Genomic DNA, 16,291 nt, shown 5'->3' on the forward strand with positions numbered 1-16,291 from the left:
ATGACGCGAGTTTTTAAATGTGTTCGATGTAATGGTTTTGCTGGAGGTCGTTGTAAAAAGCCATTCCACTGCGTCTTGACGACTTAACGGTATACATCATCTTGTCTGCCAATCCCAGCAACTCGCTAATGGTTCTGCCATCTTGGGGGGCAATGGAAACCCCAATACTTCCCCCGATCCTGATCAACTCCGAACCGTATGCGATTGGATCTTTCAAAGTGAAAAGGAAATTTTTCAATCGGTTGCGCAGCAGATTCATGTCCGGGACTGAGATTTGTTGAATAACAACAAACTCGTCGCCCCCCCAACGGATACAGGCATCCTCCGTGCGGAAACTCTTTCTTATTCGGCTGGAAACTTCCCTCAGTATTTGGTCCCCGGCATCATGGCCAAAACTGTCATTGACCAGTTTGAAGCCATTGAGGTCGATGATGATGACGGCCACAGACTTATTATTTTCCAGGGCATCATCCAGCCAAAGTGTCAGTATTCTTTCACCCGCCCTTCGGTTGTAAAGGCCGGTAAGTTCATCATGCGATGCTTCATAGTGCGCGACACTTTCTTTTTGTACCCTTTCGGTAACGTCATGGGCTACCAACTCGATGTACTGATTTTCCGGAACGTCGGGGTCAATGATTTTTGAAAGCAGGCAATGGAGTTTCCGGGGGACGGCGTTTTCCTCAGGGGAGGGCAGCGTTAAGTCCGCAGAAATAAAGGTCCTTCTTCCATCCCTGAGCTCATTGATGATAGCAATGATTTCATCAGGCTGGCTGAACAACTCGTGAAATAAGACGGGGTGTTGAGTATGACAGGAAAAAAGCCTGCAAAAGGAACGGTTGCTGGTTAACACAAGATTGTGCGGATCAAGAATACATATCCCAGCACTGGATTGCTCAAATATCATCCGGAACTTTTTCTCCAGCCGCTCAGTTTTTTCACGCATATACCTTTCTTTATGAATGTGGGTACGCAGCTCAATCATCAGGCGGTTAATGCCCAATAAAAAAATACCGATTTCATTGTCCCGGTGGCGTCGGGGAATGGTAAGCGGCTGAGGGTTGTGCGGCTGAATGCCCTCAAATACCCGGGTGAGCCTTAGCAGGGGGTGGGTCATGGTCCGGTGTATCATCAACCCTACAAGGAGTGCAGTAACGAGAGAGATACCGAACAGCGACAACCCCTGGCTGAGCGCTTTTTCTTTAGCGAGTTGTTGTATAAATAACTCATTTGCGGACAAGTCCAGCCTTCCGATGATAATCCCGGTATCAAAGGGATGAAGAAGGTTTTTGCTTACCCATCTCGTATTACCGGAGACCTCTCCTTTTTGATGTCTTAGCCCGGTAAAACTGACCAACTGTACCGCTGAAATGATTTCATGCTGGATAAGACCGGACAGAATTTCCTCAGCTAAGGCGTCATCATCCAGATAGGCGGCGATAATAGCGGTAGGCTTGACGGTCTTTCCCAATACGTCAATTTGCTTCTGGGCATTAAGTGTCTCATTTCCCAAGCGATAGTAATAATCTGCCACAGAGAACACAGAAGCACACAGCAACGCACAAAATGCCACTATGACAGCAACCTTAATATCGAGCCTGTTCCGGACTTTCATTTAATCTGTATACCACTTTGACTGACGGGGAAACCATACGCTCGTCTACGTACCCTAACTGGTTCAGGTTGGCGGATATATAACTGAGCATTTCCTCCTGGGAGCTTACCGTTTCAGGTGGCTGGGCGCGGGCAGAAAATACTAACCTTGACCAATACAGCCGGATGGCCTTTTCAGTACGGTTAACCAGTTTCTTATAAAAAACGCTTCTGAGTGGTGGAAAGGTGTCGGGAGCGTAATCAATCGGGGTGACATGCTCCCCACTTTCCAGTGTCTTGTACCTTCCCATGTATATATCGATAACTTGCAGGCGCGAAAGTTTGTGAATATCACTTTGGGCACTGGTGATAATGACGAGCGAGGGATCTGCGGCTGTTGCAGTGTCAATGCGCAGGACACACAAGAGAAGCACTGTGGTTATTGGAATGACAAACCAATTCATTAAAACACCATATCCAACATCAGGGTGAGACCATGAACAGAATATGACTGCTCCCTTTGGGCATTTTCAGTCCATAAGCCAGCCCCGCCTGGCTTAATCCGACTGAAGTCGTACTGCAGTTTGAGGGCTGCATTGTTTTTGAAATCCCATCTAATTCCGCTGCTGGCAGTAAACTGGTCTGCGCGGTTGGCATTTAAAGCATGTACCACGCCATCGTACAGTTGCATGAAAGTACTGTGTTGTGTTGGTGGCAGTAGAGTGTAATTGGGAGGCGGCAGCGTTTTTCTGCCGGAAGTTGGCATAATACGGGCAAAGGATGCGAATACGGTTAAATCATTTACGTATGCTCCTGTTGCAAAGTACCCGGATACTGTAGGTGTGATTACGGCCCAGTCACTGTCGGTGAGGCTAACCTCACTTTGTACAAACCAGTTGTGGTTATCATAGTTCAGCCCGGCTGCTGTGTAACTGATATGCTCTCCCGTTGATTCCATGGCGTTAACTACGGCTTTGGCCCCTGGCCACACTGTGTCGGGAAGTTGCTCGAGCAAAGTGAGATCCAGCTGGTTTTCGTACGCTATACGGTCAACATTTATCCAGGCTTGGGATGTCCGAAACTTCCAATTATTTATTGAATAACCGATTGTCAGGTAACCGGAATTGCGAATATCAATCTGGTTATTTATCCCGCCAGCTTTTACTTTTTGGGATGTCTGCCCAAATGCTCCTTTTAAACGTATATCTCCATCGCCCAGCTCTGACAGGAACTCAATGTCAAAGCCATCCAGCCGGGAGAATAAATTCACGGCGCTATAGAATTCCGTTGGTGCGCTTACCCAAGGGTGGACATAACCGACGCTCTGGTGGTCAGATGCAAACTGTATATCAGTATGTGTCCGCCCGACTCGAAAGGATGTTTGCCGGTTCAGTTGGTAGCGCAACACCGCCCAATCTATGTAATCACTGGCTGAATCTGAAATTTGGTCGCGGTAGACAACCTGTATGATGCTTTCCAGATCGTGACCCAGTGGAATATTGGCTTGAAGCCCGAGGATGGAATCTGAAGTCAGTGAAAAATGTGTTGTTGCCCCTTTGAGCTGGTAACTGCGGTGGTAGCCAAGTGAATCATCGGACAGGTAACGTCCAGCCAAAGAAGTAAATCCTCTCAAACGGATCTCATCGCTATTCCCACTCTGGGCAGGGAAGGAAATAACGGTCGGCACCAGGATAGCGAGAGCTAAAACGGCGAGATTACACTTCTTCATGCAGTCCTGACTAAATTAGGGAAACTAAATAGACCCTAGTTTATCAGACGGCAATTTATCCACTTGAATTTGCAAAAATATTAACCATATCAATGTCTTAATATGATACTGGTTTTATGAAACCAGTATCAATGAGGTCAAACCCAGAACGACTGATATCAACATTGAAGGCATAACTTTTAGCCACAGGCTTTTGTCCCCGATTGAGATGACCATTCCCATTTTCACCAGTGTATTCACTGCTGCGGCGATAAAAATCCCGGTTGCAGCGACAGTGACTCCCAGCCCTTGGGTACTTTGCCGGCCAAGGGCCAGGGATATGGCATCCACATCTGTTATACCTGACAAAGCAGCAAGGACCAGTGTTCCGGTATCGCCAAACCACTGGGACAAAGCATGGGAGAGCAGCATAATCACCATTAGGATAAATCCGAACACCAGTGCTGAAGTCAGTGCCAGTGGGTTGCGGTTTGACTGGGTCTCTTCACTGAATTCAGCCTGGTTATTTCGCCAGGCTAACCACGCAGGAACATAGAGGCCTGCCATCATGGCGAGCATTATGGGCCAAAGGGATAGCACCAGGTGGGGGTTCAGTACGGATAGGATGATAAGGATCCGTGGGAACATGGTTCCACAACTGAGCAAAATGCCGCTTGCCAGCAGGTTGCTGAGGTTGGGCTGGGAACGGGAAAGGCTGGAAAACTGCAAGGTAAGTGCTGTTGAGGAACTCAGGCCGGCAAACACTGACGTAAAAAGTATCCCCCTTTCCGGCCCGCCAATTTTAATGGCGAAATACCCAACAAATGAGATGCTGGCTATCAGCACTACCATCCACCAGATCTCGTAAGGGTTAATTGCCTGCCAGGGTCCATATCCCTGATTAGGCAGCAAAGGCAACATCACTACGGAAATGAGAAGCAGTTTTAACCCGGCATCAAGTTCATATTCCTGCAGTGTGTTCAGGGCCCGGTGCAACTCTTCTTTGTTATCAAGCACAATGGCAGTGATCACAGCCGCCGAGGCAGCAACAACCGGTTCACCGGATGTGGCGATGGCCCCGAGAATAAAGGTGACCATGATGCTGATAATGCCGGTAATACTGAGATCCTGATGCGTCCGTTGCCGTGCAACAAATGCCACACTGACAACGATCACCAGGGAGAGAATGCCAAAGCCCAAAAGAAATGGGGAAAACTTTTCGGCAAGCGTGGCGTTGAGTCCACCAAGCAGTCCAACTAGGGCATAAGTGCGAATGCCAGCAACCCGGCTTCCGGCTGCATCGTTGCGCTGTACCCATCCTCGCTGGATACCAATGATGGCTCCCAGGATAAGCGCGATGAGGAGATTCCAGATCAGGTAGTTGCCTGAAGCGATTGAGCTGATATCCATCGTCACTCCTTGCCGGGTGGGGATACCTTTAGTGTATGCTGTTTCGCAAAGTGATCTGTGAGATCTCTTTAATTCCTTAATTATTAAAATAAAACGGGCCGACGTTTACCGACCCGTTTTGCGCCCTGTCATCACACCGCCTGGATATCGAGGTTCCATCCAGCGTTTTTCCAGTAAACCTGCTCTTGCTCCAAATCCGCGGCCAGCAGACGGTTTTGTTCCAGCCACTCTTCAGGGAAAGTGACAGTCCAACGTGTTTCTTCTGCTGTTACGCCAATTTTTGGCATCTCGACATTACGGCGCTGCACATTGAGGATACATGCAATCCTCAGAGCGGCAATCAGTGTATGGATATGACGGTTTTTAAACAGCGTAAAGGAGGGCATCTCCGCCAGTTTCAGTGCTTTCCTGTGAAAGCGGGCAAGGGTTGCGACCAGAAGGCGTTGTTCGCTGCTGAAACCGGGCATAGGGGTATTTTGCAGAATATAGGATGAATGCCGGTGGAACCCTGAATAGGCGATGCTGAGGCCTACCTCATGTAGAAGGGCCCCCCACTGAAGTAAGTTGGCCAATTCACCTTTCTTGTTTCCCTGGGAGGGTTCAGCTTTTTGGTACAGCATTGATGCGGTTTGCTCAACGTTGGTAGCGTGGTCGACATCCACCCGGTAACGCAGGGCAAGATCTTTGGCTGTCCGGATACGGATGTCACCCTCCTGGAAGCGTTCTTCGACTTCGTAAAGAAGCCCCTCCCGCAGCGCTCCCTGGGAAAACTCCATCTGCGCGATTTGAAGCGCATCGAATACGCCGCACAAGATGGCCAGGCCGGCGGCAAATACGGGCTGGCGCTCAGGTGGGAGACCCGGTAAGGAAATATCTTCAAAACGTTTGAACTTGAGTAATTCCTCGGAAAGGTTTTTCAGGCGCTTTGGTGTGATTACTCCATCCTCATGGCCTGAATTGATAAGTACCTCGCGGATTGCCTTGATAGTGCCGGAGGAGCCTATAGCCAGATCCCAGCTTTCTTTTTGGTAACGGGCGGCAATATTCTCCAGTTTCAGCTCAGCAGCCAGTTGAGCCTGGTAAAAGGCCTTGGCACTCAGCTTTCCATTGGGGAAAAAACGTTCGTTATAACTGACACATCCCATACGCTTGCTGGCCAGCAGCTTGGGTTCAAACTGTTCACCGATGACCAGTTCAGTACTGCCTCCACCTATGTCTACGACCAGTTTTTTGCCCGGATCAGGCTGAGTGTGTGAGACACCCATGTAGATTAGGCGGGCCTCTTCCTGCCCGGGTATCACTTCAATATGGTAAGGCAATACCTCAAAGGCTTTTTCCAGAAGCTTCTTGGCATTTCGAGCTTCACGCAGGGTGTGGGTAGCGGCAATCCGGACGTTTTCCGGGTCAAACCCTTCCAGGCGCTCACCAAACATCGCAAGGCATTCAACCGCGCGGTCAATTGCCTCATCAGTGAGGGTTACCTTGTCATCAAGCCCTGCCGCAAGCCGAACCCGCTGTTTGTGCCGGCTGACGATTTGGACCCCGTTTTCGACCACACGAGCGACAACCATATGGAAACTGTTTGAGCCCAGGTCAATCGCCGCAATTTCCCGTGGTTTTTCCGTTTGTACACTTTTAATCATTCAGTTTGGCCAGCCGTTTTTTCTCTTCACGTTCCGTTTGCTTGATATAGTCAAAGATAGCTACCTGGGCCCGCACTTTTTTGCGATTGCCCCGTTTAACGTAGGCGTTACTGAGATCTTTGTCTAACACCCGGGCCTTAGCCCTGTCGTGAAACTGCAGTTCAAGGATATCGATAATGCGTTTTTTCAGCCTTTCATCCAAAATTGGTGCGCCAACTTCGATTCTGTAGTCGATGTTGCGAGTCATCCAGTCTGCGGACGAGATATAAACGTCGTTATCCCCGTTATTCTCAAACACCATAACCCGTGGGTGTTCCAGGAAGCGGTCAACAATGCTGATTGCGGAAATGTTTTTGCTCAGTCCCTTGATACCGGGAATCAGCTCACACATACCGCGGATGATCATTCGCACTTTTACCCCGGCGTTACTGGCATGGTAAAGACGGTTTGTCAGCCCTTTGTCCACCAGGTTGTTGACCTTAAGTGTAATGGCAGCCTGTTTTTTTGCCTTGGCATTGGCGATTTCCCGGTCTATCAGCGCATAGAGGCGTTTGCGGGAGTTACGCGGGGAGACGATCAGGTGGTTGAATTTGACCGGTTTGTATGGGTTTTCAATAAAACCGAATACCTTTCGCACTTCGTCTGTCAGTCTTTTATCTGCCGTAAACAGGGCGAAATCCGTGTAAATCCGCGCTGTTTTTTCATGGAAGTTGCCGGTACCTATATGGGCATAACTGACCAGCCCGTCTTCCTCCTGGCGGGTTATCAGACAAAGTTTGGAGTGAATTTTAAGCCCCGGGGCCCCGAAGGTTACCTTGATACCGGCATCTGTCAGGACTTTTGACCATTCAATGTTGGCCTCTTCATCAAACCTGGCCTGGAGCTCAACTACCACGTTTACTCGCTTGCCGTTGTTGGCGGCATCAATGAGGGATTTCATGATGAGCGAGTTCTTGGCAACCCGGTAAACATTTATCCGGATACTGCGTACCCTGGGGTCAAAGGCGGCCTGGCGTACCAGCTCGGACATATGACGGAAGGTATGGTAAGGGTAGTAGAGCAGGATATCTCGCTGTTTGATGGCGGCAAATGCCGAATCGTGAGCAAGGAAGTCGGCGGATTCCACAGGCGGGAGTGGCGGGTTTTCCAGATACCGCGGCCCGATGTTGGGGAAGCCGATAAAATCTTTGAAGTTGTGGTACCGGGCACCGGGCAAGACACTGTCGTAGCCGGAAATACCCAGTGTTTTGGTGAGTTTATCTACCAGAGGCTGAGGCATATCCCTTTGGTACACAAAGCGTACAGGCATGGCTGTCAGGCGCTGGTTAAGGCTTTCTGACATGTTTTCCAGCAGGCTGTGCTCAACTTCGTTGGTCAGGTCGTAGTCCGCGTCCCTGGTCATTTTCATGGCATAGGCTTCAACGCCATCGTAATTGAAGAAGCCGCGGAAGATGTCGTCAAGACACATACGGATAATGTTATCCAACAGGATGACAGTTTTGCGCCGTTTGCCTTTTTTCTCCGGCACCATGATAAAACGATCCACTTCGTCTGTCGGGATCTCTATCAGTGCCTGGTGACCGCCATTTTCTGATTTCATGTCGACGGCGAGGTAAGAATAGGCATCCTTGAGGAAACCCAGCAGATCAGTGTTGTCATCGAGCAGGATCGGTGAAATATGGGGCAACAGGTTTTTCCTGAAGTAGGTTCGTACCCAGGTTTGTTGCTCTTCGCTTAACTGGTTCTCATTTACAAGGAATATGCGACGCCGCGCCATTTCCAGCAGGATTTCGTTGTAGAGGTTATCGAACTCCTGATTGAGCTTGAGTACTTTTGACTGGATTTTTGCCAGCAGGTGCTTGGCATTTTCGTCGCCGCCCTGTTCTTCGTTAATCAGGATACGGCGCTTTACATTGGCAAAACGCACCTGATAAAACTCATCCAGGTTGCTTGAGAAAATGCCTAAAAAACGCACCCTTTCAATGATAGGAACGGTTTTATCAGCCGCTTCCTGGAGCACCCTTTCATTAAATGACAGCCAACTGATTTCCTTCTCGATAAATTGCGGTTCGGTGCTCATACATCTCCTTATGGTTTTTATTATTTTAGGCTTTCCAGTTCCACAATAAGGTCATCTGACAGGGCCTCCAGGGCATCCTGCAGTGAATCCAGGTCTGATTCTTGTCCGGTACCGAGATCGAAACGTGCACTAAATATCATGGTGCCGGTATTGGCAGCACTTTCGGTATGTGTAGTGAGTTTCACGATATTGATTCCAAGACCGGCAAGGACTCTCGTGGCTTCCTGGACGATTCCCGGGCGGTCATTCCCGGTAACGGCTAACTGGTGGGTCGCAGTATCAACCGGCTCCTTGGATGAGGGCTCACTGATCTGGATATCCAAATCCGAGATGCTTTTCAGTGACAAGGTTAACGCAGGGATATTAGATTCCTGGACCGCAATCTGGAGGATACCGGCGAAGTACCCTGACAACTTACTGAATCGGCTCGCCTGCCAGCTTCCATGGTGTTCAAGCACAGCATTTGAAACTTGTTCGACCAATCCCGGACGATCTTCACCAATAATGGTGATAACCAGCTGTTTCATAAATGTTCCCCGCTGTTGTCTTTTTGTCAATTATTAAAGTTAACCTAATTCAAATCCAGACAGAAAAACAACGAGTTTTGAGAATTGCGGAAAATTTACGATATAGGGAGGCTAGCGCCCGCTGATTACATTTTTATTTCAAGGGAATAGCTGGGATAATTTCCTGTCGTAATATTAATGTCATCAAAACGACATAAAATGTTTTGCTTGTCTGAACCGAGGTAACAATGGCTATCACGAAAACAGAACTGCTTGAGGGCTGCCGCCGTCGCCGCTTGCGGGATCGTGCTGCAAAGCTTGCAGTCACCGCAGGAGGTGTAGCTGTTCTGTGTGCCCTGGTTCTGATTTTCATCTTTCTTCTCTATGTCACACTGCCTCTGTTCCGCGCCCCAGAAATTTCCGTTGCCGGTACCTTTGCGCCTCCGGTTAAAGGTGAGGTTTATTCCGTAGGGCTGGATGACGACAGCCACCTTGGTTATGCGTTTACCCGTTCCGGTGACCTGGCCTACTTTGAGGTCGGTGCAGACAAACCGATGAAAAATGCGGTCTGGCAGTTAATGGAATCACCAGTCTCTTTTTCCGGTACGCTGCCGTCAGACCGCTTGTACGCTTATGGTGGCCAGCGCGGTGAAATCCAGGTGGTCACGCCCGGCTTTTCAGCACACTACTACAACGGGAGCAATACTTACCGTCCCAAGACACTGTTCCCTGTAGGGGGCGAGCCTGTCGTCATTGATGAAAAAGCCCGCCAGGTCACCGCACTCAATGTGATTCCCTATAACGACGGAGTCATGGCAGTAAGCCAGGCCGGTGGCAATGAACTTCTGCTTACCCGCATCGGCACTGGCGGGAAAGTCGTTTCTTCTTTTACTGTTCCCGGTTCAGAACGTAAGCCGGCGGAGCTGTTGTTGACGCCTGATGGCCGGCAGTTTTATGCACTGTACCCAAACCAGCTCTCCGTCTATCAAATCACTGCCGGTGGCAAACATGCCAACTTGAGGGAAGTACTGCCTTTTGATGAGGGGGACAGGCCGGATGGCATGTTTCTTTTGGCTGGTGCCAATTCCCTGATGCTGAGCTTCGAGAACGGTATGATTGAGCAGTGGTTTGATGTCCTGCGGGATGGTGAACGGCTGCTGACCAAGGTACGAACGTTTACAGGTAATGGTACAGGTGATAGCGGCTTGCATACAGACGGTGGAAATATCACTTCTGCCGGTGAGTTCTACCGTAAGTCTTTTGCCCGATGGTATCCGGAAACTAAAAAGTTAGTCCTGTACGCAACGACCAGCAACAGCGTTGACGCCTTTTCCCTTCACTACAGTGAAAAGGCAGAAACCATGGTGTTTTCACCCCGGGCAGATAACCTGTTGCTCGCCGGCGCCAAAGAGTGGGCGCTGATTAAAGTAGACAACCCACACCCGGAAGTCAGCTGGGACTCCCTGTGGGAAAAGGTTTGGTATGAAGGTTACCCGGAGCCGGCTTATGTCTGGCAGTCAACGTCTGCCAGTGATGATTTTGAATCCAAGCTTAGCCTGATCCCCATCACTTTCGGTACATTGAAAGTGACCTTATACACCATGCTGTTTGCCATTCCCCTGGCTGTGGGCGGGGCAATTTATACCGCTTACTTTATGCCATCTTCCATGCGCCGGGTTGTGAAACCGACAGTTGAAATCATGGAAGCATTGCCTACGGTGATTATCGGTTTTCTTGCAGGGTTGTGGCTGGCACCGCTGGTGGAGGAAAACCTGGCTTCGGTGATGTTGCTGGTAACATTCCTGCCGTTGTTTATGATTTTGGTTGGTGCGGCATGGCCTATGGTAGGGCGGCACGTTTACGGCTCGGTACAAGGCAACTGGCATGCCATTATCCTGGTGCCGATGATCCTGCTGTTCGGGTATGCCTGTTTCCAGTTGGGGCCTTGGATTGAACTGCACTACCTCGGCGGTGATGCAAGAGTGTACCTGACCCATGAGCTTGGTATCAGTTATGACCAGCGCAATGCCCTGGTCGTGGGTGTCGCCATGGGATTTGCAGTTGTACCGACTATTTTCAGTATCGCGGAAGATGCCATTTTCTCGGTGCCTTCGCATCTCAGTTTCGGCTCTCTGGCGCTCGGAGCCACTCAGTGGCAAACCCTGACCAAAGTCATTTTGCTGACGGCCAGCCCGGGTATTTTCTCTGCAATTATGATGGGGATTGGCCGCGCCGTGGGCGAAACCATGATTGTACTGATGGCGACCGGCAACACACCGATCATGGACTGGAGCTTCTTTGAAGGGCTGCGCACTCTGTCTGCCAATATTGCGGTAGAAATGCCGGAATCAGAAGTAGGAAGTTCCCATTACCGGATACTGTTCCTGGCGGCATTTGTCCTGTTCGTGTCCACTTTTGTTTTCAATACGCTGGCTGAGTTTATCCGCCAAAGGTTGCGGGAGAAATACAGTGCGCTTTAAGGCCGGGGTAAAGACTGAAGATGTTTAAGTGGTTCAAATCAGGCAGCCCGTGGATTTGGCTGTCAGGCGGCATGGTGAGTATCAGCCTGGTAGCGGTGCTGGGCGTCCTTCTGCTTATCGGCTGGAAGGGGCTCAGCTACTTCTGGCCGGCTCCGGTGTACCAGTTTGAAGTGGTATCCCCTGACGGAGCCAGACAAAACATAATCGGCCAAATCTATGAGCGTAAACAAGTATCGCGAACCCAACTTGCGGATGCGGGGCACGATGTTTCCGGGCTGCCGCAAGAGATGGAACGGATACTGGTTAAAACCGGCAACCGTGATCTGCAAAATCATGATTTCACCTATATTTTGGCTCCTCTCATTGTTTCTCGCACCACACCAATGGGTATGGTGGCAATCGAGCGGGGGCAGGGCGGGGAATTTTACGGCCAACTGCTAAACGTCATCATTGAAGGGAAGTCCTTCCCAGAGGAAAGCGAGGCACTGTCTGCATTTGTGCAGCTCGGTAAAAATGTGCAGGGGAAAATTGAGGCGTTGCAGTCGACCCTTGCATCGTTAAACCACCGCCTTGTGAAGCTGGAAACCGGGCACGGCGCAGAACGTAACAAGGTACTTATCCAAATCAGGGAAGTGGACGTTGAACTTGCAGCGCTGCGTGATGAGCTCGATACTTCCTTGCTGGTGGTAAAAACGGCGGCAGGGAAAGAGGTCTCAGTCCCACTTGGAAATGTCGTTAATGCCTGGCTGCCGAACGACATGGTACTGGGCAAAAAACTGACTCATTGGGTGACCCAGATTGCCAGCTTTGTGTCGTCTGACCCGAGAGAGGCGAATACGGAAGGGGGAGTGTTCCCGGCGATATTCGGCACCGTGTTCCTGGTGATCCTGATGTCGATGATGGTGACGCCGCTTGGGGTAGTGGCGGCTATCTACCTGCATGAATATGCCAAGAAAAATGTCTTTACCCGGATTATCCGCATTGCCGTGGTCAATCTGGCAGGCGTGCCGTCCATCGTTTATGGCGTTTTTGGCCTAGGTTTTCTGGTTTACATGGTGGGTGGCAATATCGACCGGCTGTTTTTTTCAGACAGCCTGCCCAACCCTACTTTCGGCACGCCGGGTGTATTGTGGTCTGCACTCACCCTTGCTCTGTTGACGTTGCCGGTAGTTATTGTTGCGACAGAAGAAGGCCTGACACGTATTCCGGCGTCTGTCCGGCACGGATCCCTGGCCCTTGGGGCTACCAAAGCGGAAACCCTGTGGCGAGTTGTGTTGCCTATGGCCAGCCCTGCCATTATGACCGGGCTAATTCTGGCGATTGCCCGGGCAGCCGGCGAAGTGGCTCCACTGATGCTTGTCGGGGTGGTAAAAGTGGCCCCTGATCTCCCGGTTGACCAGATATTCCCGTATGTCCACCTGGACCGGAAATTCATGCACCTGGGCTACCATATATATGATGTGGGCTTTCAAAGCCCCAATGTTGAGGCGTCCCGGCCGTTGGTCTATGCGACCTCCTTTCTCCTGGTTACGGTTATCGTTGCACTTAATCTGTCCGCGATAGCAATCCGGAATCACTTGCGGGAAAAATACCGCACGCTTGAACAATAACGCTTTGTTGGAGAACACATGTTTTCGGTAAATGCAGCCATTGGCGTCCCTGAACCGATTGATTTGGAAAACCTCCCGGAGGACCAGACAGCGCTGACCGTGAAAGACCTGAATCTGTCTTACAACGGTAAACCGGCGTTGTTCGATATCAATATGCGGATTCCCAAGGGGCAGGTAACGGCATTTATCGGGCCGTCAGGCTGCGGTAAATCAACCGTTTTGCGCTGTATCAACCGGCTGAATGATCTCATTGAAGGCTGTGATGTCTCCGGTGAGATAACCCTGCACGGCCAGAATATTTATAGCCGCGACGTGGATGTTGCTGCGCTTCGGCGCCGGATAGGCATGGTTTTCCAGCGTCCGAACCCATTTCCTAAATCAGTGTATGAAAATGTGGTTTACGGCCTTCGCCTTCAGGGTATAAAAGACACCCGGGCACTGGATGAAGCAGTTGAGAGATCGCTGCGTGCAGCAGCTTTATGGGATGAGGTGAAAGATCGCCTCAATGAAAATGCGTTTGGCCTTTCAGGCGGTCAGCAACAGCGTCTTGTCATTGCCAGGGCTATTGCTATCGAGCCGGAAGTGCTTCTTCTGGACGAGCCGACGTCAGCACTCGATCCGATATCAACCCTTACAATTGAAGAGCTGATATACGATCTGAAAACCAAGTACACTGTGGTTATTGTTACCCATAACATGCAGCAGGCCGCGCGGGTGTCGGATCAAACCGCCTTTATGAACCTTGGTAGGCTGGTGGAATACGCTGACACAAATACCATTTTTACCACACCAAAGAATAAGCAAACGGAAGATTACATTACCGGTCGCTACGGATAAGGAGCACTCTTGGATAACGTCAACCTCGGCAGGCATATTTCCGGTCAGTTCAATAATGAGCTGGAAGCCATCCGTACCCATGTCCTCGCTATGGGTGGGTTGGTGGAGCGTCAGCTGACGGATGCCCTGCAGGCAATTCATGAACAGGATATGGATCTTGCCAAGCATGTTATCCGGGAGGACCACAAGGTTAATTCCATGGAAGTGGCGATTGATGAAGCCTGTACGCGGATAATTGCCAAACGCCAGCCAACAGCCGGAGATCTCCGCCTGGTGATGGCAATTATCAAGACCATTACGGACCTTGAGAGAATTGGCGACGCGGCGAACAGTATCGCCAACATGGCACTGGACAACTCGGGCAACGAGCAAAAACCGTTTCTTGTTTCCCTTGAGAATCTGGGCCACAAAGCAGCGAAAATGCTGCACAAGGCACTGGATGCATTTGCCCGCATGGACGTGGATGCAGCGCTGGAAGTGTATCGGTCGGATGAATCCCTGGATAGGGAATATGAGGGCATCATCCGCCAACTGATGACCTACATGATGGAAGATCCCCGCTCGATCCCCAATGTATTGGAAGTCATGTGGTCACTCCGCGCCATAGAGCGGGTTGGTGACCGATGCCAGAACATCTGTGAGTACATCATTTATTTTGTTAAGGGCAAGGACATCCGCCACACCAACAAAGAAGACTTAGAACGAATCCTGCGCTAATCCCGTTTTTGCTAAAGACAACGTTTCCTAAAAAGGGGCGTTGTTTTTTTATGCCAGTTTTCCTACGGTGTAGGGGTACCAGAGTTTACTGATACCCTACGCCATTAGCAGGGAGGTGGTATGGCGAAAAAGAAAAAACTCTCCAAGCAAGCCTATGAGACACGGTTGGTCGAGTTACAGATAGAGCTGGTAAAACTGCAGGAGTGGGTGAAAAAAACAGGCCTTAAGGTCGTGGTGATCTTTGAAGGGCGGGATGCTGCCGGAAAAGGCGGTGTTATCAAGCGAATTATGGAAAAGCTCAACCCTCGTGTTTGCCGCGTGGTTGCCCTTGATAAGCCGACTGAGCGGGAGCGCACCCAGTGGTATTTTCAGCGTTATGCTGCCCACCTTCCAGCGGCAGGGGAAATTGTCCTCTTTGACCGAAGCTGGTACAACCGGGCGGGTGTGGAACGGGTGATGGGTTTTTGCAGCAATGAAGAGTACGAAGAGTTTATGCGCAGTTGCCCGGAGTTTGAGCGGATGCTGCAGCGCTCGGGAATCGTGCTGGTTAAATACTGGTTTTCTGTTTCGGATGAAGAGCAGGAGAAGCGGTTCCTTGAACGGGTAAACACGCCTATCAAGCGATGGAAGTTCAGCCCGATGGATTTGGAATCCAGAAGCCGCTGGGCGGAGTACTCTCAGGCCAAGGACAGGATGTTTGCCTACACGGATACTAAAGACTCACCATGGTGGGTAGTGGAAGCTGATGACAAGAAATCCGCGAGGATTAACTGTATTTCCCACTTCCTCAAGCAAATTCCGTACGAAGAGATTGAATACCCGGAACTGGAACTGCCGCCCCTTAACCAGGAAGGGTACATCCGGGCTCCGATTGAGTCGCAGAATTTCGTTCCGGATGAGGCGGCAGAATTAAAGAAATAATCAGTACTCGCTGACAGCCGCTACCGTCCGAGCGATTGTGCCACGGCAGGTACTTGGGATAGCAAAATCATCCACGTTGCCCATTGATGCCTGTCCGGCGATTGCCAGCATTTTAGACGCCCGGGTAGTTTTACCGGAAAGGTGGATCTCCCGGGCTCCGGTTTCGCGGATTATTTGCGCGGCGTTTTCAGGTGACACACCTGCTCCCGGCATCACTGACAATCTGCTTCCGCAGTACATCACCATTTTCTTAAGAACCGGAATCCCTTCGACTGCGTTTACGGCCTGCCCCGATGTAAGCACCCGCTCAACTCCTTGAGACATCAAAAAATCCAAGCCGTTGTATAGGTCGCTGCACTGGTCGATTGCTCGGTGGAAAGTCACGCCCATACCGCCGGCGGTTTTCATCATTTCTTCAACGGCACTTTGGTTGACTGTCGCGTCCTGGTTAAGTGCCCCAATGACGACCCCTTGAAGTCCTGCTTGTTTTGCCTGGTGGATATCAGCCAGCATGATCTCAATGTCATTGTCGCTGAAGTAGAAATCCCCCTGACGTGGGCGAATAATGGCGTATACCGGCACGTTTGATAGTTTGGCCGCCTGCTTCATATAACCGGCACTTGCTGTCAGTCCTCCGGCGACAAGAGAGGCGCAGAGCTCGATACGGTTTGCACCACCGGCAATGGCGCGGGAGAGTGAATCAATATTGTCGATACAGACTTCGACAGTTACAGACATGAATAACTCCTTGTTGTCTAACATGCCCTGAGGCATTGGCAACCACATTAC

The 16,291-nt window shown here is 50.4% G+C and carries 13 protein-coding genes; 5 read left to right on the forward strand and 8 right to left on the reverse strand.

All coding sequences use genetic code 11. From position 1 onward, the window contains the following. Window positions 1-13: 13 nt before the first annotated feature. The 7 genes from NF212_RS03970 to NF212_RS04000 all read right to left on the reverse strand — a co-directional run bounded on the left by NF212_RS03970 (window position 14) and on the right by NF212_RS04000 (window position 8,958). On the reverse strand, window positions 14-1,612 hold the full coding sequence (locus NF212_RS03970) for a diguanylate cyclase (protein ID WP_434359022.1): 1,599 nt from the start codon (window positions 1,610-1,612) through the stop codon (window positions 14-16). Then, window positions 1,584-2,054, reverse strand: a complete 471-nt coding sequence (locus NF212_RS03975; RefSeq protein ID WP_434359024.1) for a hypothetical protein — start codon at window positions 2,052-2,054, stop codon at window positions 1,584-1,586. Before NF212_RS03975 ends, NF212_RS03970 begins: the two co-directional genes overlap by 29 nt. Next, window positions 2,054-3,319 carry a hypothetical protein gene (locus NF212_RS03980; RefSeq protein ID WP_434359026.1) on the reverse strand — a complete coding sequence of 422 codons (1,266 nt, stop codon included), beginning with the start codon at window positions 3,317-3,319 and terminating at the stop codon, window positions 2,054-2,056. The genes NF212_RS03975 and NF212_RS03980 overlap by 1 nt, the downstream gene beginning before the upstream one ends. Before the next feature lie 114 nt (window positions 3,320-3,433). After that, window positions 3,434-4,708: an MgtC/SapB family protein gene (locus NF212_RS03985; protein ID WP_434359028.1), complete on the reverse strand. Its 1,275-nt coding sequence runs from the start codon at window positions 4,706-4,708 to the stop codon at window positions 3,434-3,436. A 131-nt stretch (window positions 4,709-4,839) separates the two neighbouring features. Beyond that, window positions 4,840-6,351 (reverse strand): exopolyphosphatase, encoded by a 1,512-nt coding sequence (ppx, locus tag NF212_RS03990; RefSeq protein WP_434359029.1) that lies wholly within the window; start codon window positions 6,349-6,351, stop codon window positions 4,840-4,842. Next, complete coding sequence (gene ppk1 / locus NF212_RS03995; RefSeq protein ID WP_434359031.1) at window positions 6,344-8,431, reverse strand: polyphosphate kinase 1; 2,088 nt, start codon at window positions 8,429-8,431, stop codon at window positions 6,344-6,346. Before ppk1 ends, ppx begins: the two co-directional genes overlap by 8 nt. Window positions 8,432-8,451: 20 nt before the next feature. Continuing rightward, entirely contained in the window at window positions 8,452-8,958 is a 507-nt protein-coding gene (locus NF212_RS04000; RefSeq protein WP_434359033.1) for a glycine cleavage system protein R, read from the reverse strand. Between the two features lie 227 nt (window positions 8,959-9,185). Here NF212_RS04000 and NF212_RS04005 point away from each other — a divergent pair, with 227 nt between their 5' ends. From NF212_RS04005 to ppk2, 5 genes are all read left to right on the forward strand, one after another. Then, complete coding sequence (locus NF212_RS04005; RefSeq protein WP_434359035.1) at window positions 9,186-11,417, forward strand: ABC transporter permease subunit; 2,232 nt, start codon at window positions 9,186-9,188, stop codon at window positions 11,415-11,417. Between the two features lie 20 nt (window positions 11,418-11,437). Continuing rightward, the gene (gene pstA / locus NF212_RS04010; RefSeq protein ID WP_434359037.1) at window positions 11,438-13,027 is read left to right on the forward strand and encodes a phosphate ABC transporter permease PstA; all 1,590 of its coding nucleotides are present in this window, start codon (window positions 11,438-11,440) and stop codon (window positions 13,025-13,027) included. An 18-nt stretch (window positions 13,028-13,045) separates the two neighbouring features. Further along, complete coding sequence (gene pstB, locus NF212_RS04015; RefSeq protein ID WP_434359039.1) at window positions 13,046-13,864, forward strand: phosphate ABC transporter ATP-binding protein PstB; 819 nt, start codon at window positions 13,046-13,048, stop codon at window positions 13,862-13,864. Between the two features lie 9 nt (window positions 13,865-13,873). Further along, on the forward strand, window positions 13,874-14,581 hold the full coding sequence (gene phoU / locus NF212_RS04020) for a phosphate signaling complex protein PhoU (RefSeq protein ID WP_434359041.1): 708 nt from the start codon (window positions 13,874-13,876) through the stop codon (window positions 14,579-14,581). 120 nt (window positions 14,582-14,701) lie between these two features. Beyond that, a complete protein-coding gene (ppk2, locus tag NF212_RS04025; RefSeq protein WP_434359043.1) occupies window positions 14,702-15,502 on the forward strand; it encodes a polyphosphate kinase 2 in 801 nt (266 codons plus the stop codon). Here ppk2 and NF212_RS04030 read toward each other — a convergent pair whose 3' ends face one another. After that, window positions 15,503-16,240: a copper homeostasis protein CutC gene (locus NF212_RS04030; RefSeq protein ID WP_434359045.1), complete on the reverse strand. Its 738-nt coding sequence runs from the start codon at window positions 16,238-16,240 to the stop codon at window positions 15,503-15,505. Window positions 16,241-16,291 lie beyond the last annotated feature (51 nt).

This window comes from Parasalinivibrio latis (assembly GCF_036825535.1).
Taxonomy (GTDB): Bacteria; Pseudomonadota; Gammaproteobacteria; order Enterobacterales; family Vibrionaceae; genus Parasalinivibrio; species Parasalinivibrio latis.

Bases quoted from the DNA above. Each gene is read 5' to 3' on its own strand.
- NF212_RS03985 (WP_434359028.1), bottom strand. From the start codon at position 4,708: ATGGATATCAGCTCAATCGCTTCAGGCAACTACCTGATCTGGAATCTC.
- NF212_RS03970 (WP_434359022.1), bottom strand. From the start codon at position 1,612: ATGAAAGTCCGGAACAGGCTCGATATTAAGGTTGCTGTCATAGTGGCA.
- NF212_RS04005 (WP_434359035.1), top strand. From the start codon at position 9,186: ATGGCTATCACGAAAACAGAACTGCTTGAGGGCTGCCGCCGTCGCCGC.
- NF212_RS04000 (WP_434359033.1), bottom strand. From the start codon at position 8,958: ATGAAACAGCTGGTTATCACCATTATTGGTGAAGATCGTCCGGGATTG.
- ppk2 (WP_434359043.1), top strand. From the start codon at position 14,702: ATGGCGAAAAAGAAAAAACTCTCCAAGCAAGCCTATGAGACACGGTTG.
- ppk1 (WP_434359031.1), bottom strand. From the start codon at position 8,431: ATGAGCACCGAACCGCAATTTATCGAGAAGGAAATCAGTTGGCTGTCA.
- pstB (WP_434359039.1), top strand. From the start codon at position 13,046: ATGTTTTCGGTAAATGCAGCCATTGGCGTCCCTGAACCGATTGATTTG.
- NF212_RS03975 (WP_434359024.1), bottom strand. From the start codon at position 2,054: ATGAATTGGTTTGTCATTCCAATAACCACAGTGCTTCTCTTGTGTGTC.
- pstA (WP_434359037.1), top strand. From the start codon at position 11,438: ATGTTTAAGTGGTTCAAATCAGGCAGCCCGTGGATTTGGCTGTCAGGC.
- ppx (WP_434359029.1), bottom strand. From the start codon at position 6,351: ATGATTAAAAGTGTACAAACGGAAAAACCACGGGAAATTGCGGCGATT.
- NF212_RS04030 (WP_434359045.1), bottom strand. From the start codon at position 16,240: ATGTCTGTAACTGTCGAAGTCTGTATCGACAATATTGATTCACTCTCC.
- NF212_RS03980 (WP_434359026.1), bottom strand. From the start codon at position 3,319: ATGAAGAAGTGTAATCTCGCCGTTTTAGCTCTCGCTATCCTGGTGCCG.